This is a genomic window from Segatella copri (assembly GCF_009494395.1).
Lineage (GTDB): Bacteria > Bacteroidota > Bacteroidia > Bacteroidales > Bacteroidaceae > Prevotella.
In genome coordinates, this window is sequence record NZ_VZCB01000005.1 from 37,571 (window position 1) to 59,850 (window position 22,280).

18 protein-coding genes are annotated in these 22,280 nt (G+C 46.4%); 16 read left to right on the forward strand and 2 right to left on the reverse strand.

All coding sequences use genetic code 11. The features are described 5' to 3' along the window. The first annotated feature begins 14 nt into the window (after positions 1 to 14). The 16 genes from panB to F7D73_RS00650 all read left to right on the forward strand — a co-directional run bounded on the left by panB (position 15) and on the right by F7D73_RS00650 (position 21,144). The gene (panB, locus tag F7D73_RS00575; RefSeq protein ID WP_153121807.1) at positions 15 to 833 is read left to right on the forward strand and encodes a 3-methyl-2-oxobutanoate hydroxymethyltransferase; all 819 of its coding nucleotides are present in this window, start codon (positions 15 to 17) and stop codon (positions 831 to 833) included. A gap of 48 nt (positions 834 to 881) precedes the next feature. Further along, a complete protein-coding gene (locus F7D73_RS00580; RefSeq protein WP_153121808.1) occupies positions 882 to 2,102 on the forward strand; it encodes an MFS transporter in 1,221 nt (406 codons plus the stop codon). 254 nt (positions 2,103 to 2,356) lie between these two features. Next, positions 2,357 to 3,352: an AAA family ATPase gene (locus tag F7D73_RS00585; RefSeq protein ID WP_153121809.1), complete on the forward strand. Its 996-nt coding sequence runs from the start codon at positions 2,357 to 2,359 to the stop codon at positions 3,350 to 3,352. A gap of 134 nt (positions 3,353 to 3,486) precedes the next feature. Continuing rightward, positions 3,487 to 4,356, forward strand: coding sequence for a DUF58 domain-containing protein (locus tag F7D73_RS00590; RefSeq protein ID WP_153121810.1), 870 nt, complete (start codon positions 3,487 to 3,489; stop codon positions 4,354 to 4,356). 83 nt (positions 4,357 to 4,439) lie between these two features. Then, a complete protein-coding gene (locus tag F7D73_RS00595) occupies positions 4,440 to 5,519 on the forward strand; it encodes a hypothetical protein (protein ID WP_153121811.1) in 1,080 nt (359 codons plus the stop codon). Between the two features lie 57 nt (positions 5,520 to 5,576). Further along, entirely contained in the window at positions 5,577 to 6,575 is a 999-nt protein-coding gene (locus F7D73_RS00600; RefSeq protein ID WP_153121812.1) for a vWA domain-containing protein, read from the forward strand. Positions 6,576 to 6,587: 12 nt separating this feature from the next. Further along, positions 6,588 to 7,619: a VWA domain-containing protein gene (locus F7D73_RS00605; RefSeq protein ID WP_153121813.1), complete on the forward strand. Its 1,032-nt coding sequence runs from the start codon at positions 6,588 to 6,590 to the stop codon at positions 7,617 to 7,619. A gap of 8 nt (positions 7,620 to 7,627) precedes the next feature. Next, a complete protein-coding gene (locus tag F7D73_RS00610; protein ID WP_153121814.1) occupies positions 7,628 to 8,371 on the forward strand; it encodes a tetratricopeptide repeat protein in 744 nt (247 codons plus the stop codon). 62 nt (positions 8,372 to 8,433) lie between these two features. Further along, positions 8,434 to 11,034 (forward strand): BatD family protein, encoded by a 2,601-nt coding sequence (locus F7D73_RS00615; RefSeq protein WP_153121815.1) that lies wholly within the window; start codon positions 8,434 to 8,436, stop codon positions 11,032 to 11,034. Beyond that, entirely contained in the window at positions 11,034 to 11,738 is a 705-nt protein-coding gene (locus tag F7D73_RS00620; RefSeq protein ID WP_153121816.1) for a phosphatase PAP2 family protein, read from the forward strand. The genes F7D73_RS00615 and F7D73_RS00620 overlap by 1 nt, the downstream gene beginning before the upstream one ends. Before the next feature lie 37 nt (positions 11,739 to 11,775). Continuing rightward, positions 11,776 to 13,050: an S-adenosylmethionine:tRNA ribosyltransferase-isomerase gene (locus F7D73_RS00625; RefSeq protein ID WP_153121817.1), complete on the forward strand. Its 1,275-nt coding sequence runs from the start codon at positions 11,776 to 11,778 to the stop codon at positions 13,048 to 13,050. 124 nt (positions 13,051 to 13,174) lie between these two features. Continuing rightward, positions 13,175 to 15,145 carry an ABC-F family ATP-binding cassette domain-containing protein gene (locus tag F7D73_RS00630; RefSeq protein ID WP_153121818.1) on the forward strand — a complete coding sequence of 657 codons (1,971 nt, stop codon included), beginning with the start codon at positions 13,175 to 13,177 and terminating at the stop codon, positions 15,143 to 15,145. Between the two features lie 26 nt (positions 15,146 to 15,171). Beyond that, complete coding sequence (locus F7D73_RS00635) at positions 15,172 to 17,205, forward strand: M13 family metallopeptidase (RefSeq protein WP_153121819.1); 2,034 nt, start codon at positions 15,172 to 15,174, stop codon at positions 17,203 to 17,205. Positions 17,206 to 17,322: 117 nt separating this feature from the next. Beyond that, a complete protein-coding gene (metA, locus tag F7D73_RS00640) occupies positions 17,323 to 18,240 on the forward strand; it encodes a homoserine O-acetyltransferase MetA (RefSeq protein WP_153121820.1) in 918 nt (305 codons plus the stop codon). A gap of 25 nt (positions 18,241 to 18,265) precedes the next feature. Beyond that, positions 18,266 to 20,203 (forward strand): peptidase U32 family protein, encoded by a 1,938-nt coding sequence (locus F7D73_RS00645; protein WP_153121821.1) that lies wholly within the window; start codon positions 18,266 to 18,268, stop codon positions 20,201 to 20,203. Positions 20,204 to 20,229: 26 nt separating this feature from the next. Further along, positions 20,230 to 21,144: a zinc ribbon domain-containing protein gene (locus tag F7D73_RS00650; RefSeq protein ID WP_228117587.1), complete on the forward strand. Its 915-nt coding sequence runs from the start codon at positions 20,230 to 20,232 to the stop codon at positions 21,142 to 21,144. A 140-nt stretch (positions 21,145 to 21,284) separates the two neighbouring features. On the opposite strand, the gene F7D73_RS00655 is transcribed toward F7D73_RS00650, so the two are convergent. After that, positions 21,285 to 21,377 (reverse strand): smalltalk protein, encoded by a 93-nt coding sequence (locus F7D73_RS00655; RefSeq protein ID WP_153121823.1) that lies wholly within the window; start codon positions 21,375 to 21,377, stop codon positions 21,285 to 21,287. A 111-nt stretch (positions 21,378 to 21,488) separates the two neighbouring features. Then, the gene (locus F7D73_RS00660; protein WP_153121824.1) at positions 21,489 to 22,100 is read right to left on the reverse strand and encodes a DNA-binding protein; all 612 of its coding nucleotides are present in this window, start codon (positions 22,098 to 22,100) and stop codon (positions 21,489 to 21,491) included. Between the last annotated feature and the right edge of the window lie 180 nt (positions 22,101 to 22,280).

Genomic DNA, 22,280 nt, shown 5'->3' on the forward strand with positions numbered 1-22,280 from the left:
ATAATATAATAATCATGGGATATTTATCTACTGACAAAAAGAAAATTACAACCAAGACGTTTGCTGAAATGAAAGCAGCAGGCGAGAAGGTTACAATGCTTACAGCTTACGACTTTACAACTGCAGGCATTCTGGATGCCGCTGGCATCGACAGCATCCTGATTGGCGATTCTGCCAGCAATGTAATGGCTGGAAATGCAGATACTTTGCCAATTACTGTTGACCAGATGATTTACCATGCCCGCAGCGTGGCTCGTGCCTGCAAGCATGCCTTCGTGGTATGCGATATGCCTTTCGGCAGCTATCAGATCAGCAAGGAAGAGGCTCTTCGCAATGCTTGCCGCATGATGAAGGAAACAGGAGTAGACGCACTCAAGCTGGAGGGCGGCATCGAAATCGCTGATACTGTCAAGGCTCTGGTAGACGCCGGCATTCCTGTGCATGGTCATTTGGGACTCACTCCACAGAGCGTCAACAAGTTTGGCGGTTATGGTATCCGTGCCAAGGATGAGGCTGAGGCTCAGAAGCTCATCAGCGATGCTATCGCTCTTGATAAGGCTGGCGTATTCGCCATTGTTCTGGAAAAGGTTCCAGCTAAATTGGCGGCTGAAGTAACACGACAGGTGAAAGCCGTAACTATCGGTATCGGAGCCGGCAACGGTTGCGACGGACAGGTTCTGGTCTATGCTGATGCTCTTGGTATGACCCAAGGCTTCAAGCCAAAGTTTCTGCGCCACTTCGCCCAGGTAGGCGAGGAGATGCAGAAGGGTGTGAAGGCATACATCGACGCCGTTAAGAGTACAGAATATCCAAGCATAGAGGAGAGCTATTAAGCCTCCTCTCTACATTTTAGCGTCATATAGTTCATAAAGTTTTTGGTTATGGATACACAAAACACGCCCATACATATTAAATTATGGCATCGGGACTTCTGGAGACTCTGTTTTGCCAACCTGCTTCTGATGACGAGTGTCTGCATGCTCATCATCGGCATACCTTATTTTATGACCATTGAAGGTTATCGTTACTGGCAGATAGGAGTTGTAGTAGGTGCTTACGGATTTGGTTTATTCCTTCTGGGTGGCTTCTGTTCCTATCTCCTGCAACGCTATCGCCGTAACAGAGTATGTCTGGTTTCTATCTGTTGCGTGGCAATCAGTCTCGTTGCACTCTATTATCTGGAGACCTTCTGGAACATCAAGTTCGGCTTTGGAGTTCTTGTAGCAACACGAGTAGTACAGGGCGCATTCTTAGGACTCGCACAAATGGCCCTGACCAGCACGTTGGTAATTGACACTTGCGAGTCTTTCCAGCGCACCGAAGCGAATTATATCACCTCCTGGTTCGCCCGACTATCTATTGCCACGGGACCAATTATAGTTTGGCTTGTTGATGATTTTTCAGACATGCACCTTATCTTCCCGGTAGCTTCCCTGTTGGCCCTTGGAGCTTTCGTACTTGTATCGCTGGTAAAGTTCCCCTTCAAGGCTCCCTCTGAGCACTTGCCGCTTTTCAGTTACGACCGTTTCTTCCTGCCACAAGGCATCCCGCTGTTCATCAACATTGTACTCATATTGATAGGCGCAGGAATGTATTTTGCCATTCCTCATAACCTGACGGTTTACCTGATGTTTCTGTCTGGACTGCTGATGGCTATTGTTGCAGAGAAATATGTCTTTGCTGATGCCGACTTGAAGAGTCAGGCTCTCGTGGGCTTGGTATTAATGGGAGCAGCCGAGTTCGTTTCATTAAACGACCAGGACTTTGCCGTAGAGGTGCTTGTGCCTTTGCTGCTAGGTATGGGAATAGGTGTGATCGGTAGCAGATTTCTGCTTTTCTACATCAAGCTGGCCAAGCATTGTCAGCGCGGCACCAGTACCAGTTCCTTCTTTCTGGCATGGGAATTTGGGTTATCATTAGGTATTGCGATAGGTTTTATGTTTTTGGAAAATGCTTACAAGCAAGTTCCGGGCGTCAATAACGTCATCTTCAACCCAACCGTTCACGAAGTGCTTATTCCAGGCATGATATTTACAGGTCTGTCACTTGTCCTGTATAATTTCGTCGTACATCCCTGGTATATGAAACATCGTAATCGCTAAGGTTACTTATATCATCCAGCCCTTCCTAAATATGACATTTTATTGAAAGAAAGATTCCATATATAGGAAGGGTTTCATTAAAAGTTTCTAAAAATAGCTTTTGTGAAACATTTTTAATATTATTTAGTTAGCATTATTCGCTTTTGTCCCCATAATTCAGTACTTTTGCGTTTGATTTAAGAGGGAGGGTGTAAATACACACCCTAATTCATCGTAAAAAGTAGAATAAAACGTAAAATAATATTATAAGAATTATGGCAGAAGCTATTGATATCCGTGAGTTGAACATCCGGATTGAACAACAGAGTCAGTTTGTTACCAATTTGGTAATGGGCATGAACAAGGTCATCGTAGGTCAGAAACACCTTGTTGACTGTCTTCTCATCGGTCTTCTCTCTGACGGCCACATCTTGCTTGAAGGTGTGCCTGGTTTGGCGAAGACTCTCGCAATCAAAACATTGTCACAGTTAGTAAGTGCAGACTATAGCCGCATACAGTTTACACCAGATTTGTTGCCAGCCGACGTGGTGGGAACACAGATCTATTCTCAGAAAGACGAAGCCTTCCATGTAAAGCGTGGTCCGGTGTTCGCCAACTTCGTTCTGGCAGATGAAATCAACCGTGCTCCAGCCAAGGTACAGAGTGCTTTGCTCGAAGCGATGCAGGAACATCAGGTTACCATCGGCGAACAGACATTTAAATTGCCAAATCCGTTCCTGGTAATGGCAACACAGAACCCGGTAGAACAGGAGGGAACCTATCAGCTTCCTGAAGCTCAGGTGGACCGTTTCCTTCTCAAGGTCATCATTGACTATCCTACTATCGAGGAAGAAAAGCTCATCATCCGTGAGAATATCCAGGGCGGTCTGCCAACGGTTACTCCAGTAACTACAGCAGAAGAAATCCTGAAGGCCCGCAGCATCGTGAACGAGGTGTATATCGATGAGAAGATTGAGCAGTATATAGCCGACATCGTCTTCGCTACCCGTTATCCTGACCGTTATGGTTTGGGCGACCTGAAGGACATGATTACCTTCGGCGGTAGTCCTCGTGCCAGCATTTCTCTTGCCAAGGCTGCCCGCGCCTATGCTTTCATCAAGCACCGTGGTTACGTGATTCCTGAAGATGTCCGTGCTGTGGCTCACGATGTGCTCCGCCATCGTATCGGTCTCTCCTACGAGGCTGAGGCTAGCGAAGTGACCAGCGAGGAAATCGTAAGCCGCATCATCAACAAGGTGGAAGTGCCTTGATGAAGTAAGTGAAGAGTGAAGAACGAAGAGTGAAGAATTCATTTGCTTAGCTAATCATAAAGTTCAAAGTTCAAAGTTCAAAGCTCAATGTAAAGGAGTTCAAAGTTCAAAGTAAATAAGTTCAAAGTAATAAGTTGGATACACAAGATATCTTAAAGAAAGTTCGGAAGATTGAGATCAAGACTCGCGGATTGAGCCAGAACATCTTTGCCGGTCAGTACCATTCTGCCTTCAAGGGTAGGGGTATGGCCTTTGCCGAGGTGCGCGAATACCAGTATGGTGACGACGTGAGAGACATCGACTGGAATGTCACGGCACGTTTTCATCGTCCTTTCGTCAAGGTGTTCGAAGAGGAACGAGAGCTTACCGTGATGTTGATGGTGGATGTGAGTGGCTCGCTCGACTTTGGTACGATGCGCCAGATGAAGCGCGACCTGGCAACCGAGATAGCTGCCACTTTGGCTTTCAGTGCCATTCAGAACAACGACAAGATAGGTGTCATCTTCTTTTCCGACAGAATAGAGAAATATATTCCACCTAAAAAGGGTAGAAAGCATATTCTTTATATCATCAGAGAAATGCTCGACTTCCACCCTCAGAGCCAGCGTACCAACATTGGCTGTGCCTTGGAATACTTCACACGCGTGATGAAACGCCACTGTACTGCTTTCCTCATCAGCGACTTTTACGACCAGAAGGATTATCAGCATGCCTTGCAGATTGCCAACCAGAAACATGATGTGGTGGGCATTCAGGTATATGACCCGAGAGCCAAACAGTTGCCTGACGTAGGATTGCTGAAAGTAATGGATGCAGAGACAGGGCATGAGATGTATATTGACACCAGTTCCAGGAAGTTGAGAGTGGCTCATGCACAGAACTGGTTCCGACGCCAGGACAACTTGCGCCAGCTCTTTGCCAAAAGCAAGGTAGACTGGACTTCGATAGCGACCAACGAGGATTTCTCCAAGTCGCTCCTGGCACTGTTCAAACAAAGAGGATAAATTGAGTGAAGAGTGAAGAATTCTACGGCTTTACTAATCATAAAGTTCAAAGTTCAAAGCTCAAAGTTCAAAGTAAAGCAACAATGTTGAAAATTAAGAATATCATATTGACAATGGCTCTGATGGGCTGTTCTGGTTTGGCTTTCAGCCAGACAGTGGAACAGCGCATCGATTCTTTGCAGATGCTTATCGGACAGCAGACCATCCTGCACCTCAAGGCTACAGCCCGAAAGGGAGCCAAGGTGGTGATGCCATCCTTCAAGCCTCAGACCCAGATAGTTCCAGGCGTTGAGGTGGTGGAGCAGAGCAAGGGCGACACCATGCATGTAGGTGACAACCAGATGGTGGTAAGCCGCGACTATACCATCACATCTTTTGATGAGAAGGTGTATGCTATCCCGGCACTCAATGTGAAGATAGACGGTAAGAACTGCCACGGCAACCCATTGGCGCTGAAGGTGCTCACAGTACCCGTGGATACGGTTCATCCCAATCAGTTCTATCCTCCCAAGACGGTGCAGGAGAATCCCTTCCTCTGGAGTGAGTGGAGCTTCGCCTTTTGGTTGAGCTTTCTGCTGTTAATCGTCTGTGGAGCAATGCTCTATCTGCGCAACCGATTGAAGAAGAATAAGCCTATCATTGCCCGCATCCGTATCATCAAACGTGTGCCTGCCCATGAGAAGGCATTGAAAGAGATTAACGACATCAAACAGCATCACAGTACATCGAACCAGGAAACACAGAAGGAGTACTATACTCACCTTACCAATGCGCTGCGTGAATATATAGTAAACCGGTTTGGTTTCAATGCCATGGAGATGACCAGTACTGAAATCATTGAGAACCTGCGTGCTTCTGGCGATCAGAAGATGATAGACGAATTGAGAATGCTCTTCTCAACAGCCGACCTCGTCAAGTTCGCCAAATACGAGATTCCGATGAATGAAAATGATGCCAACCTGGTAAATGCAATTAACTTCATCGACCAGACGAAGACCAATGAGCTGCCTAAGGAAGAGAAAATTGTGCCTACGCTCAGCAGCGAGGACCAGAAGTCTCAGCAGCAACGCCGCCTCATCAAAACGCTGCTTTGGATAGGAGGCTTCAGCGCTGTTGCTATCTTAGGCTATATCATCTATCAAGTTGTCATGCTGTTGATGTAAAACCATCACTGATAGACAAAATCATCAGAGTGATGCAAACTATAAATGTTATAAGAAATGGAATTTGCAAGTAAAGCATATTTTCTGCTACTCCTGTTGCTGATACCTTATATCTTATGGTATTTTCTTGGGAGAAAGAAAAGTGAGCCAACTATGCGCATGAGCGATACCCGAATGTATCAGTATGCGCCAAAGAGTCTTCGAGTGCGACTCATCCATCTGCCTATGGTACTGAGATGCATCGCCTTCGTGCTCATTGTGTGTGCCATGGCTCGCCCACAGACTCATCATTCTTGGGACAACAAGACTGTGGAGGGAATTGACATCATGCTTGCTATGGACGTATCAACCTCCATGCTTGCTGAAGACCTGAAGCCAAACCGAATGGAAGCGGCTAAGGATGTGGCAAATGAGTTTATCTCTGGTCGTCCTACCGACAATATCGGCTTGACCATCTTTGCAGGTGAAGCATTCACCCAATGTCCAATGACTACCGATCATGCCAGTCTGCTGCGCCTGTTGCAAGATACAAGAACTGACATTGCCGCACGCGGACTCATCGATGATGGTACTGCTGTAGGTATGGGTTTGGCAAATGCAGTAAGCCGATTGAAGGATTCAAAGTCAAAGAGCAAGGTGGTGATTCTCTTGACGGATGGCAGTAACAACATGGGCGACATATCGCCTATGACAGCTGCAGAAATAGCCAAGAGCTATGGCATCCGTGTTTATACCATCGGCGTGGGAACCAACAAGGTGGCTCCATACCCAATGCCAGTAGCTGGTGGTGTGCAATATGTCAATATTCCAGTAGAAATTGACACGCAGACCCTGCGCGACATTGCGCAAACCACAGACGGTAACTTCTATCGTGCTACCAACAATGCGGAGTTGAAGAAGATTTATCAAGATATCGACAAACTGGAGAAGTCAAAATTCAATGTGAAGCATTATGCCAAACGCTATGAGGCTTATCAGCCTTTTGCCTTGGCAGCACTCCTGGTATTGCTCCTGGAGATTTTGCTGCGCATTACTTGGCTCAGAAGAATACCATAAATATATAGAACAATGTTAAGATTTGAAGATCCTATATTTCTCTGGCTTCTATGGATAATCCCGGTACTCATACTGGTACGCTTTATCGGTTGGAGAAAAAGAAGGGCGAAACTGAGAAGACTGGGAGACCCTGAGTTGCTCAAACAGTTGATGCCCGACATATCCAAATACCGCCCAACGGTGAAATTTGTGCTGATGCTTGCAGCCCTGGCATTACTTATCGTGATGGTGGCGCGTCCGCAGATGGGTAGCAAGGTTTCTCACGACAAGCGCAACGGAATTGAGACTATGATCTGTCTGGATATTTCCAATTCCATGCTGGCAGAAGATGTGGCACCATCCCGTCTCGACAAGAGCAAGATGCTGATAGAGAATCTGGTAGATAACTTCAGCAACGACAAGATTGGTCTTATCGTCTTTGCTGGCGATGCCTTCGTGCAGTTGCCTATCACCAGCGACTATGTTTCTGCCAAGATGTTCCTGCAGAACATTTCGCCAAGCTTGATACAAACTCAAGGCACCAACATAGCCCAGGCTATCAGTCTTGCCTCAAAGAGTTTCACCCAGCAGGAAAATATCGGTAGGGCTATCATCGTGATAACTGATGGTGAGAACCATGAGGTGGGTGCTCAGGATGCAGCCCAGATGGCCAACAAGAAAGGCATCAACGTGTTTATCCTGGGTATTGGTAACGCCAAGGGTGCTCCAATCCCTATGGGAGACGGCTCTTATCTGACAGATAATGCCGGCAATACGGTAATGACCGCCTTGAATGAGCAGATGTGCCGCGAATTGGCACAGGCTGGCAAAGGACAGTATATCCATGTAGATAATACTAGCGATGCAGAAAAAGCGCTCAACGATGACTTGGCTAAATTGCAGAAAGGGGATATGACCAGTGTCATCTACAGTGCTTATGACGAACAGTTCCAGGCTGTAGGAATCTTGATTATTCTCTTGCTCCTCGTTGAGGTCTGCATGATGGAAGTGAAGAATCCGATGCTCAGGAACATCAAGTTCTTTAAGAAAGATTTGAAGAAATGATATAAGATATGAACTATATACATTATATAATAGTAACGGTAGCTTTTCTGTTGGTAGGTGGGACAAACGCTGTCGCACAAACCGACCGCAACTTGATACGCCAGGGAAACAGGGCTTTCAAGTCCCAGAAGTGGGCAGCTGCTGAGACCCAATATCGTAAGGCTATCTTCAAGAATCAGAAGAATCCGCAGGCGATATATAACCTTGGCTGCGCCTTGCTGGCTCAGCAGAAAGATTCACTGGCAATGGTTCAGTTTGGTAATGCTGCACAATTGGAGAGCAATATCTTCCGCCGCTCCAAGAGCTATCACAATATGGGAGTGGTGATGCAAAACCACCGGGAATATGCACAGGCCATCGAGTATTACAAGATGGCTTTAAGATGCAACCCTCAAGACAATGAGACTCGTTATAATCTTGCCCTCTGCAAAAAGTTGCTCAAGAACAACCAGCAGAATCAAAATAACAAGAACAATAAGGACAAGAATAAAAACGATAAAAACAAGGACAAGAAGAACGACAAGAACAAAAATAAGGACGGGCAAAATAAGAACGACCAAAACAAAGATAAGCAAAACAAGAATCAGAACAAGAATAATTCTGACAAGAACAAGCAGAATCAGGAAAAAATGAGTCGCGACAATGCCGAACAGCTCTTGAACGCTGCTATCCAGCAAGAGAAAGCTACGAAGCGCAAGATGCAGAAGGCAATGAGCCAGCCACGCCGAAAGGTATATGACAAAAACTGGTAGCTCTGTCTCTTTAGATATTCATTTGTAAGATAAAGAATATAATTTGTAATTAGATAATAAATATGAAACATATAGGTAGGTTTACTATCATCTTGATGATACTGATGAGCGTCAGCATAAATGCTGTTGCCCAACACCTGAAAGTATCGGCTCCATCCCATGTAGCGGCAGGTGAAAACTTCCGTGTTGCGTATACCATCAATGCACGCGACGTGGAGGAATTCCGCATGGGAAACGTGCCGAACGGGCTGGAGGTCATTGCAGGTCCATATACATCGCAACAGTCCAGTTATCAGATGATAAACGGACATACATCATCATCTTCTTCCGTAACGATTACTTATACGCTTTATGCAGCCAAGAATGGTGTTTTCACCATCGGTTCTTCCCAGGTCCTTGTAGGGGGAAAAAAACTGGCATCCCGCGCTGTTAAGATTAATGTTACCGGACAGGCTGCCCATAATCCTAATGGTTCTACCAAGATGCATGGCAGAAATGATAATGATGAACCTCATATGCGACAGGCTGGTTCCAGCATTTCTGGCAGCGACCTCTTCATCAAGGTTTCTGCCAACAAGAAACATGTCACAGAACAAGAACCTATCTTGCTGACTTATAAGGTTTATACTCTGGTTGAACTTACCCAACTGGAGGGTAAGATGCCTGATTTGAAAGGTTTTCATACTCAGGAAGTTCCGCTTCCTCAACAGAAGCAGTTCCATACAGAGATGGTCAACGGCCGACCATACAAATGCGTGACCTGGAGTCAATACGTCATGTATCCACAGATGACAGGAAAGCTGGAAATACCTTCCATCAATTTCAAGGGAATCGTTGTCCAGCAAAACCGCAATGTCGACCCTATGGAAGCTTTCTTTAATGGAGGTTCCGGCTATGTTGAGGTCCACAAGGATATCAAGGCTCCGGGTATTACCATTTCGGTTGACCCATTACCTCAACGTCCTGCTGATTTCTCAGGCGGAGTAGGTAAGTTTAATATTTCTGCCACTATCGACAAGAAAGAAGTAAAAGCCGGCGAACCTATCAATATACGTGTGGTTGTAGGAGGTATCGGAAACCTGAAGCTGCTGAAACAGCCTATTATCGAATTCCCGAAAGACTTCGATCAGTATGATGCAAAAATAACAGACAAAACCCGACTTACTTCCAATGGTCTGGAGGGCAATATGATTTACGACTTCCTTGCGGTACCTCGCAATCAAGGTCAGTATACCATACCAGCCATCGAATTTACCTATTATGATACATCATCATCCAGGTATAAGACCATCAAGACTCAACCATTCACCATCAAGGTTGATAAGGGTGACGGCTCAAGCAGCAGCAATGAAGGTGCTGATTTCAACAAAGACAAGGACATTCATACCCTGAAGCTCGGCAAAGACTGTCACCAGAACATCAACGACTTGTTTTATGGCAGCGCAAGCTATTGGATCTGTCTGTTGATTCCTCTGCTTGCTTTCATCGCATTGATTATCATCTTCCATCGCAGAGCTATGGAAAATGCCGACATCGTCAAGATGCGCTCCAACAAGGCAAAGAAGATGGCAACCAAGCGCTTGAAGAAAGCTCATCTCTTGATGGTAAAGCACAAACAGGGAGAGTTTTATGATGAAGTATTACGTGCTTTATGGGGATATATCAGTTACAAACTGAATATACCTGTAGAAAAGCTGAATCGTGAGAACATCCGCGAGAAAATGATTTCTCACAACGTAGACGAAGATACCATCAAGAAGTTTACTACTGCTATTGATGAGTGTGAATTCGAGCGTTATGCACCAGGCGATTCAGTGGGTAATATGAATCATACATTCAATGCTGCAATAACAGGAATCATGGAAATAGAGAATGCAATCAATATGGCACGTAAGAAGCGCAAGACCAATCGCAACGGATATTCCCTCATCATGCTTCTGGCAATGATGCTTGGCTTCACTCTTGAGGCTGGTGCCATCACCAAACAGAATGCAGATACAGAGTATCAGAAAGGCAATTATCAGCAAGCGATTCGTGACTACGAGGAGATATTGAAGACCAGGGCATCTGCTGCCATCTATTATAATCTCGGCAATGCTTATTTCCGTACAGACAATATCACGAAGGCTGTGCTCAACTATGAGCGTGCTCACTTATACGCCCCAGGAGATGAGGACATCAATTTCAACCTCCAGTTTGCAAGAAGCAAGACCATTGACAAGATTACACCGGCATCAGAAATGTTCTTCGTCACATGGTACAGGATGCTTGTCAACTACACGAGTGTAGACAATTGGGCAAAGATTGGAATCTTCAGTATCATCATGGCGTTGATACTCGTATTGGTTTATCTCTTTGGACCTCAGCTCTTCATGCGTAAGATAGGATTTTTCGGAGGCTTGTTCTTCCTGATTTCCTTCCTGATAAGTAATCTGTTTGCCTATCAGCAAAAACAGGTTCAGATAAACAGGACGGGTGCCATCATTATGGAACCATCGGTAAATATCAAGAAGACACCTGCCAAACAAAGTGCTGACTTGTTTGTCCTGCATGAAGGAACCCGAGTGGATATTACCGACAAGACAATAAATGGATGGCGAGGCATTCGTGTTGCTGATGGCAGAGAAGGTTGGATAGAAACCAAACATATAGAGGAAATATAATGGATTTCAGTAAAATACAAGACATGGACATGCAGGTGTTGAGCCTTTTCAATGGTAGCGACAACATCATGCTTGACCAGATGGTACAGATATTAACATCGGGCCTGACGTGGATACCACTCTACGTCATGCTCTTTTTTGTTGTTATGCGCAACAATGAGACGATGGGGCAGATAGCCCTGGTGGTGGGAAGCGCAATCTTCTGCGTTCTATTTGCTGATGGACTGGTTGACGGCATCATCAAACAGCTGGCTGAGAGATGGAGACCTTCAAATGATCCTACATTCAAGTATATGGTTCAGGTTGTGGACGATATCCGTCTGAAAGGTTATAGCTTCTGCTCTGCACATGCTGCCAATACGATGTCGCTGGCTGTTTTCTTCTCCTTACTTATCCGTAGTAAAATGCTCACGATAACACTGGTAATATGGTCTCTCATAAACTGTTGGACGCGATTGTATCTGGGTGTACATTACCCTTCAGATATTCTTTGCGGCATGATTATCGGTATCATCGTTGGCATTCTGGTCTATCTGCTTTATTATAAGATTTATCGTCGGATCTCTCCAAAGATTAATTATATCTCCAACCAGTATACAAGTACAGGATATGATCATGACGATATCGATAAGGCAATGGTCATTTTAATGCTCACATTAGTATATGTAGTGACAAGAAGTGTTGTCATGACTGGTTTCGTTTAATAAACTCTACATAAAAGAATACAATAAATAAAACATAATGGATACAAAACATATTAAGATAAGCGATTATAATTACGATTTGCCAGATGAGCGCATCGCCAAGTTTCCTATCTCACAGCGCGACCACAGTAAACTGCTGGTCTATAAGCATGGCGAGGTGAGTGACGATGTGTTCTTCCATCTTCCGGAATATCTGCCAAAGGGTGCCATGATGGTATTCAATAATACCAAGGTAATCCAGGCGCGCATGCATTTCCGCAAGGAGACGGGAGCACTCATCGAGGTGTTCCTGATGGAGCCTGCTGCACCTACCGACTATGAGCTGATGTTCCAGACATCGGGTCACTGCTCATGGCTCTGTATGATTGGTAACCTGAAGAAATGGAAAGAGGGAAGCCTGAAGCGCGACTTCGAAATCAAGGGTCATCAGCTTACTCTCTCTGCTACCATGCGCCGTGGAGATGCCCTCAGTGTAGAGGCTTCAGAGATGGTAGCCAAGGGTGGCGGCACCAACTATTGGGTGGATTTCGACTGGGACAACGAGCATGTTTCCTTTGCCGAGATTCTCGAAGCAGTGGGAGAGTTGCCTATCCCTCCTTATCTGAACCGCAAGACAGAAGAAAGTGACAAGACCACTTATCAGACCGTATATTCCAAGATCAAGGGTAGCGTGGCTGCCCCAACAGCCGGTCTGCATTTCACCGATGCGGTGCTCCAGGACCTGGATGCGCATGGCATCGACCGTGAAGAGGTAACCCTTCATGTAGGAGCGGGAACCTTCAAGCCGGTGAAGAGTCTTGAGATAGAAGGTCATCAGATGCATACCGAATATATCGTGGTTCATCGTCGCAGTCTGGAGAAGCTCATCAAGCACGAGTGCCAGGTCATCGCCGTGGGAACCACCAGTGTGCGCACCATCGAGAGTCTCTACTATATGGGTGTGCATCTCATCAAGCATCCTGAGGCAAGTGAAGAGGACCTGCATGTAAAACAGTGGGATCCATACGAGCTGTCGGCAGATGGCAATCTGGTGGATGGCATCACTCCGGTGAAGGCTATCCAGGCAATCGTCGATTATCTCGACCGCAACGGATTGGAAGCCTTGCATTCCAGCACACAGATCATCATCGCTCCGGGTTATACCTATAAGATTGTGAAGATGCTGGTAACCAATTTCCATCAGCCTCAGAGCACCCTCCTTCTCCTGGTGAGTGCCTTCCTGCATGGTGATTGGAAGAAGGTATATGATTATGCCCTCTCTCATGATTTCCGCTTCCTGAGCTATGGAGATTCCTCCCTGCTCATTCCGTAGAAAAAGTGAAGAGTGAAGAACGAAGAGTGAAAAGTGAAGAGTGAAGAACGAAGAGTGAAGAATTCATTTGCTTTGCTAATCATAAAGTTCAAAGTTCAAAATTCAAAGTTCAAAGTAAAATAATATGATTTCAGTAGAAGGACTGAAAGTAGAGTTTGGCGTAAAGCCACTTTTCAATGATGTAAGCTTCGTTATCAACGACCGCGACCGCATTGCCCTGGTAGGTAAGAACGGTGCCGGCAAATCTACGATGCTGAAGATTCTCTGTGGCTTGCAGAAGCCAACCTCCGGCGTGGTGGCTATCCCAAACGAAACCACTATCGGCTACCTGCCTCAGGTGATGAAACTGCAGGATGATACCACCGTAAAGCAGGAAACCCGAAAGGCTTTCGCCCACAATACCGAGATGAAGGAGCGCCTCGACAAGATGCAGCAGGAAATGGCTGACCGCACCGACTATGAGAGCGAGAGCTATGCCCAGCTGGTGGAGAAGTTCACCCAGGAGCACGAGCGCTACATGATGATGGGCGGTGAAAACTACGAGGCGGAGATAGAGCGCACGCTGAGCGGTCTGGGTTTCACCCGTGAAGACTTCGACCGTCCTACCCGGGAGTTCTCTGGTGGATGGCGTATGCGTATCGAGCTGGCAAAGATCCTGCTCCAGAAGCCGGATGTGCTCCTCCTCGATGAGCCTACCAACCACCTCGATATCGAGAGTATCCAGTGGCTGGAGCAGTTCCTGGCGCAGAGTGCCAAGGCGGTGGTGCTGGTAAGTCACGACCGTGCCTTTATCAATAATGTAACCAATCGCACCCTGGAGATTACCTGCGGAAGGGTAGAGGATTACAAGGTGAAATACGATGAGTATGTGGTACTTCGTGCCGAGCGCCGCGAGCAGCAGCTCCGTGCCTACGAGAACCAGCAGAAGGAAATAGCCGATATCAAGGACTTCATCGAGCGATTCCGCTATAAGCCAACCAAGGCTGTACAGGTGCAGAGCCGCATCAAGCAGCTGGAGAAAATCGTTCCTATCGAGGTGGATGAGGTGGATACCAAGCAGATGCATCTCAAGTTCCCTCCTTGTCTCCGTAGCGGCGATTATCCGGTCATCTGCGATGAGGTGAGAAAGGATTATGGCGATCATACCGTCTTCGACCATGTGACCCTTACCATCAAGCGTGGCGAGAAGGTGGCGTTCGTAGGTAAGAACGGTGAGGGTAAATCTACCCTGGTGAAGTGTATCATGGGCGAGATTCCTTTTACGGGCAATCTCAAGATAGGTCATAACGTGCAGATAGGTTATTTCGCACAGAACCAGGCACAGCTCCTCGATGAGAATCTTACCATTTTCCAGACCATCGACAATGTGGCTACCGGCGAGATGCGCCTCAAGGTGAACGATCTCTTGGGTGCCTTTATGTTTGGTGGCGAGACATCAGAAAAGTATGTCAAGGTGTTGAGTGGAGGAGAGCGCAGCCGTCTGGCGATGATCAAGCTCCTGCTCGAACCGGTGAATCTCCTGATTCTCGATGAGCCTACCAACCATCTCGACATGCAGTCGAAGGATGTGTTGAAGGAAGCCATCAAGGCATTCGACGGCACCGCCATTATCGTGAGCCACGACCGTGAGTTCCTCGACGGACTGGTAGATAAGGTATATGAGTTTGCCGGTGGCAAGGTACGTGAGCATCTGGGCGGTATCTACGATTATCTCCGTGCCCACAATGCCGAGAGCATCAGTCAGGCGCTCGCCAGTCAGGGCGTAAGTCAGAATATGTCATCTGCCGGCTCTCCATCTTCTTCTTCATCATCTGCAGATTCTTCCGAGGCATCCTCCGGCAAGCTCAGCTATGCCGAGCACAAGGAGCAGCAGAAGAAGATACGCAAGGCTGAGAAGGCGGTGAAGGAATGCGAGACGAAGATTGAAAAGCTCGAAACCCGCAAGGCAGAGATTGATGCCCTCCTGATGAAGCCTGAGAACGCTACGAATATGGAACTCGTTACCGAATATACCGAGCTGATGAAGAGCCTGGATGAGGAAAACGAGAACTGGATGATGCTCTCAGAAGAGCTGGAGGAAATCAAGAATTCATAGTTAAAACAATAATAAATAACGAGAAAATGAAAATGAAGTTTATCCTTCCGATGATGATGCTCGCAGCCATGCCTTTGGCTGCTGATGCTCAGAACAAGTCGGGACTTGTCTTGAGCAATCTTGACAAGACAGCAAAGCCTGCTGATGATTTCTATCAGTTTGCTACCGGTGGCTGGCAGAAGAACAATCCGCTTCCTGCTGCCTACAGCCGTTATGGTAGTTTCGATCAGTTGGCTGAGAACAGCAACAAGCGTATCAACTCTATCCTTGATGAACTCAAGAAGAAGACCTACAAGGCTGGAACCATTGAGCAGAAGCTTTCCGACTTCTACAAGTTGGCGCTCGATATCGACCGTCGCAACAAGGAGGGCATTGCTCCCGTAAAGCCTCTCCTCGACGAGATTGCTGCTGCCAAGACCAAGGCTGAGCTCCAGAACTTGCAGGTGAAGTATGCCATGCAGGGCTTGGGCGTAGGTTTCGGTACCGGTTTCGGTGCTGACGAGAAGAACGTTACCATGAACATCTACAATGTGATGCAGGGTGGCTTGACTCTCGGTTCCAAGGATTATTACCTCAACAACGATGCTGCTACCGTAGCCATCCGTGAGGCATTCAAGACCTACGTGTCAAAGATGTTCCAGCTCTATGGCTTCTCTGCTGCCGATGCTGCCAAGAAGGCACAGAAGGTATTCCTCCACGAGACCAGTCTTGCTACTATCTCCAAGAGCCGTACCGAGCTCCGTGACCCACAGGCTAACTACAACAAGATGAGCCTGAAGCAGTTCAAGGAGAATTATCCAAACATTCCTCTCGAGGCATTGGCTAACGGCGAGGGCATCAAGAGCGAACATATCCAGGAGATGATTGTGGGTCAGCCTGCATTCATGGCTGGTTACGACAAGATTACTGCTGCAGAGGATGCTGAGACCTTGAAGGCATTGATGGAGTGGAGTGTCATCGGCAGCTCTTCTGCTTATCTCACCGATGAGATCCGTGAGGCAAACTTCGATTTCTTCGGCAAGACCATGAGCGGCAGAAAGGAAGACCATCCATTGTGGAAGCGTGCTACTTCTCAGGTAGATGCTCAGATGGGTGAGGCGCTCGGCAGAATCTACTGCAAGAAGTTCTTCCCTGAGTCATCCAAGAAGATGATGGAGACTTTGGTCAAGAATCTCCAGGTGAGTCTCGGTCAGCGTATCGATGCTCAGAAGTGGATGAGTGCAGAGACCAAGGCTGCAGCCCACAATAAGCTCGATAAGTTCTATGTCAAGATTGGTTATCCTAACCAGTGGACCGACTATAGCAAGCTTACCATCGACCCATCTAAGAGTTTCTATGAGAACGTGATGGCTTGCCGTCAGTTCCGTAACAATAAGGAGATTGCTGAGAAGGCTGGTAAGCCAGTCAACAGAGATGAGTGGTATATGACTCCACAGACTGTGAATGCATACTATAATCCTACCACCAATGAGATCTGCTTCCCAGCAGGTATCCTTCAGTATCCATTCTTTGATGCCAAGGCAGACGCGGCATTCAACTATGGTGCTATCGGTGTGGTGATTGGTCATGAGATGACTCACGGTTTCGACGATCAGGGTCGCCAGTATGATGCCAGCGGTAACCTGAAGGATTGGTGGACTGCTGCTGATGCTGAGGGCTTCAACAAGCGTGCAGATATGTATGCTGATTTCTTCAGCAACATCAAGGTTTTGCCTGATCTGAATGCCAACGGTCGCTTTACATTGGGTGAGAACCTTGCCGACCACGGTGGTTTGATGGTATCTTTCAATGCATTCAAGAATGCGACAGCCAAGAAGCCTTTGAAGAACAAGGATGGCTTTACTGCTGATCAGCGCTTCTTCCTTGCTTACGCAGGTGTATGGGGTCAGAATATCACCGAGAAGGAAATCCGCAACCGTGTGAAGAACGATCCTCATGCGCTTGGCAAGTGGCGTGTAGATGGTGCTCTTCCTCACATTGATGCCTGGTATGAGGCATTCGGTGTAAAGCAGGGCGACAAGATGTTCATTCCTAAGAATGAGCGTCTGGAGCTTTGGTAAAATGAATAAATCGTAATTAATTAAAGGATGCTAAAGAAAATTAGCATCCTTTTTTTGTTTAAATCGCCTAAAATTAGTAACTTTGCACCAAATTAAAAAGAAAGGGAAAAACAGAATATGCCATTAAGACTACCGGATAAGCTTCCTGCAATAGAATTGCTGAAGCATGAAAATATTTTTGTCATGGATGAAAGCCGTGCTCATAGCCAGGAAATTCGTCCATTGAAGATTTGTGTGCTCAATTTGATGCCACTTAAGATTACAACGGAAACAGACCTTGTGCGTCTGCTCTCCAATACGCCACTCCAGTTGGAAGTTTATTTCATGAAACTGAAGAGTCATACTCCAAAGAATACACCTATAGAACACATGATGATGTTTTATAAGGACTTCCCGGAATTGTCTAAACAGAAGTTTGATGGCATGATTGTAACTGGTGCTCCTATCGAGACCATGGAGTATGAAGATGTGCAGTATTGGAAGGAAATCACGGAAATATTCGATTGGGCACGCACCCACGTTACATCAACATTGTATATCTGTTGGGGTGCTCAGGCTGGATTATACCATTTCTATGGAGTTCCAAAATATCAGCTGGATAAAAAGATGTTTGGTATATTTCCACAGAAGCCGCTTGATTCTACTCTTCCTATTTTCCGCGGATTCGATGATTATTTCAATATGCCGCATAGTCGCCATACTGAAGTACGCCGTGAGGATATCATCAAGGTTCCGGGACTCGACATTATTGCCGAATCGCAGGAAAGTGGAGTCAGTATCGTGATGGCACGAGGTGGAAGAGAGTTTTTTGTTACCGGTCATCTGGAATATGCCCCAAATACGCTTGACAAGGAGTATAAACGGGATATGGGAAAACGTGATGATGTTGACTTGCCGAAGAATTATTATTACAATGATGACCCTATGCAGGCACCATTGGTGACATGGCGTGCCCATGCCAATCTCTTTTACAGCAATTGGATCAACTATTACGTTTACCAGGAGACACCATACAATATTGATGATATCAAGTAAGCTAAAGTTTAAGAAGATATAGATAATGAGAACACTCGAACTTTTGGCACCAGCCAAGAATCTTGAATGTGGAATTGCAGCCATTGACCATGGTGCAGATGCAGTTTATATAGGTGCACCAAGATTTGGCGCACGTGCTGCAGCCGGCAATTCTCTGGATGATATCAGGCAGCTATGCCGCTATGCCCATCAATATCAGGCAAAGGTGCATGTTACTGTCAATACCATCATTTATGATTCTGAGCTCAATGATACGCTGGATATGATCCATGACTTGCAGGAGGCTGGCGTTGATGCTCTCCTGTTGCAAGACATGGGAGTATTGTATGCTTTGCAGGGTAAGGGTCCTTCAGCTGTAGACTTCACCTGGACAAGGGAATTACACTCAAGTACGCAATGCGATACGCGAAGTGCTGAAAAGGTAAAATGGCTTCAGACTTTGGGATTCAACCGTGCAGTCCTGGCAAGAGAACTGTCTGTTAAGGAAATCTCAGACATCCATCAGGCTGTTCCGGATATGGACCTCGAGGTGTTTGTCCACGGTGCATTATGCGTAAGCTATTCCGGCGTATGCTATGCTTCCGAGAGATGCTTTGGCCGCTCTGCCAACCGTGGCGAATGCGCCCAGTTCTGCCGCATGAAATTCAACTTGCTGGATTCGGACAACAAGGAAATAGAACATCAGCGTCATCTCCTTTCCTTAAAGGATATGTGCCAGATAGACAATCTGGAGGCTTTGGCTGATGCGGGTGCCTGTTCATTCAAGATAGAAGGAAGATTGAAGGATGCAGGTTATGTCAAGAACGTTGTTTCAGCCTATAGCCAGCGCCTTGATGAAATCTGCAGGAAACATCCCCAGAAGTATGCACGCCCGTCTTTTGGACGTCCACGATATGAATTTGAAGCCAATTTAAAGAAGACATTCAATCGTGGTTTTACAAACTATTTCCTGAAAGGACGCCAGCCGGATATTGCAAGTTTCGATACTCCGAAGGCAATCGGCGAGTTTGTAGGCAAGGTCAAGGAAATCCGTGGCAACAGCTTCAATGTTGCCAGTATCGCCAGTTTTACCAATGGTGATGGCTTGTGCTTCATCAATGATGAGCATGAATTGGAAGGCTTCCGTGTGAACCGTGCGCAGGGCAACCGTTTGTTCCCATTGAAAATGCCGATGAACTTACGCCCGGGAATGGGCTTGTACCGTAACAATGACCAGGCTTTTGAAAAGATTCTCGCAGGCAAAACGGCAGAAAGGAAGATTCCTGTCAGGATTACGTTCGGTCTGAATGATGAGGGATTCTCTGCCGAAGCGCAATATGTCAGTGAACAGGGAATAGGATGGGGTTCTGATGATTCCAACTATCTGGGCAAGGGTATTGTGGCTTTTGAACACAATCCGGCTCAAAAGCCTCAGCATGATAATATCGTCAGACAGCTCAGCAAGCTTGGCGGTACCATCTATGAGTGCAGGGAAGTGGAGATAAAGAACCAGGCTGACAACTATTTCATTCCGAGCAGCGTACTGACTGAGTTGCGCAGAAATCTGATGGAAGACATCGAAAAGAATGCTGATATTTCATCAGAAGCAAAGGCTGTTTCCAACCATCTGAGTAATGCGGAAGGAGATAACAGAGTGAAAGTCTGGCAGCGGGAATATGGCAAATATGGTTATCTCTACAACATTGCCAACAAGAGTGCACATGAGTTTTACAAGCTGCATGGGATGAATCATACGGAGAACGCCTTTGAATTAGGCAAGACCTCCATTCAAGGCACGAAGACTGACGATTGCCTCATCATGCAGTGTCGCCATTGCATCCGCTACTCCCTTGGCTATTGCGTAAAGCGTGGTGGCAAGAAGCCAACATGGAAAGAACCGCTTTATCTGGAGTTGGGCGATGGCAGAAGGTTCAGACTGGAATTTGCGTGCAACGTTTGTCAGATGAACATATATTCTGACTAAATTCAAAACGATAGAAAATGATGAGAATGAAACACTTATACATCTTACTGTTACTGGGCATCACAATGATGCTCAGTAGCTGCTATCATCGTTATAATTCTCATCAGCAGCATGCTGCGCTCATTGAATATAGCAACAAGCAGCTGGATTCCATTTCCTTTTCTACGACGCACCATTATACCAATAAATTCAACTTTATGGTATTCAAGGATTCACTCGTACTTGTCAAGCAACAGCCTGAGGAACTGATGAGTGAATTGCCGGTAGATTCGTTTGCAGTAAAGAAAGACAGGCTGTTGGTAGTAACGGATATCCGTATGGTTCCAAAGGATTCCATCGATTCCGTATGGGTTCAGCTTGCAACAGAAGATAATACATTCGGCTGGATACGGGAATCGAAAATGCTGCAACAGGTTGTTCCTGCCGACCCGATATCTGAGTTTATCATGACATTCAGTAATGTGCATTTACTGATTTTCATGGTCATTATAGTTGTGATAGCCATAGCTTACCTGATACGCAAGGTGAGCTGCAGCAACATCTATATAGTGCATTACAATGATATAGATTCCCCGTATCCTACGGCATTGGTCATACTGGTAGCAATCTCAGCTGCATTCTATGCCACCATTCAGACCTTCGAACCGGAAACATGGCGCCATTTCTATTTCCATCCCACGCTCAATCCCTTTGCCGTACCCCGCATCCTGGGAGTCTTCCTTGCTGCCGTATGGGCTGTTGTCATAGTAGGACTGGCTTGCGTAGATGAGGTGTATCATCGGTTGCCACGGGGCGAAGGAGTCTTGTATCTGGGCGGATTGGCTAGTGTCTGCGCCTTGGATTACATCATCTTCAGTGTGCTTACTTTATATTATATCGGCTATGTATTATTGGTAGCCTATATCTGGTTTGCCATCACGGCATACCTTAAAAAGAAATGATATTTTTTCGTTTGCCCCAGCAAAAAGCCCTCTCCTGAACATGGGGATACAGGAGAGGGGCTTTCAGAATGGAGAGGATATTAAGAACCTAAATTTACATGCAGCTCGTTACTGCTATTACATGCAGCACATTACTGCTATTACATGCAGCTCGTTACTCCGAGCGATGCGGCTACTGCCGTTACGATTGACAACAAGATCTGAATGATTGTCTTCCAAGTTTCACGTTTCATTTTCATTTCATTAGTGATTAATTATTAGTGATTATTTATTAGTCATTATTTATTATTTATTAGTGATTAATTCAGTTTCAGTTCCTGGGCATGCCCCCGAAGGGGCTATGCCTAGAGGCCTACGTCGCCACTGTCGGTTTTACCGCCACCACCTTCCTGGGTTCCGCCGCCGCCCTGAGAGCCGCCGCCCTCTTGAGTGCCGCCACCTTCCTGAGTTCCGCCGCCCTCTTGAGTGCCGCCGCCACCCTGAGTGGTATCACCGGAGCTTGAGCCTCCGCCAGGATTGCCTGCGGTACCTCCACCTTCGCCGGCTACATACTCATCGTATGCCACGATCTTGGTGAGCTTCTTGAGCTCGGCATTGCTCCAGTTCTTGGTATTTCTCACAATCAGGTGAACCCCCTGCACGCTTGCAGCCGTCACCTTCTCTCTGGTTTCCTCACCGCGCGAGGTCATACCGATGGAGAACAGGCCGAGGTCGGAGAGTCTCACGCTCTTGCCGTCGAGAATCAGCTCCTTCAGGCAGTCGAGCGTATCCATCAGCACTCCGTGGATGGTGCCTCGGCTGTAAGGCGAATTGTGTTCAGAGATGTGAGTTACGAAGTCCTCGAAGCTCATCTCTCGGTCGCTCACTGCAGTAGCATACCAGAGTTTCTTACCAGCGTTCTCACCACTTTGTGGGGTACGCATTACTTTACGATACTTACTAGTTCCAAGTCCCATAATCAATTAATTTTTAAAGGGTTAATGTTTTAATGTTCTCTGATTCATCTTTCTTCCGATTGGTACCTATATCCTCCGATTGATGGTGCAAAAGAAAGGGTGATACCTTTCTCTTAATCACGATGCAAATTTATATAAAATTTTCGAATTATAAGCAAGTAATATAAAAAACTTGAATGA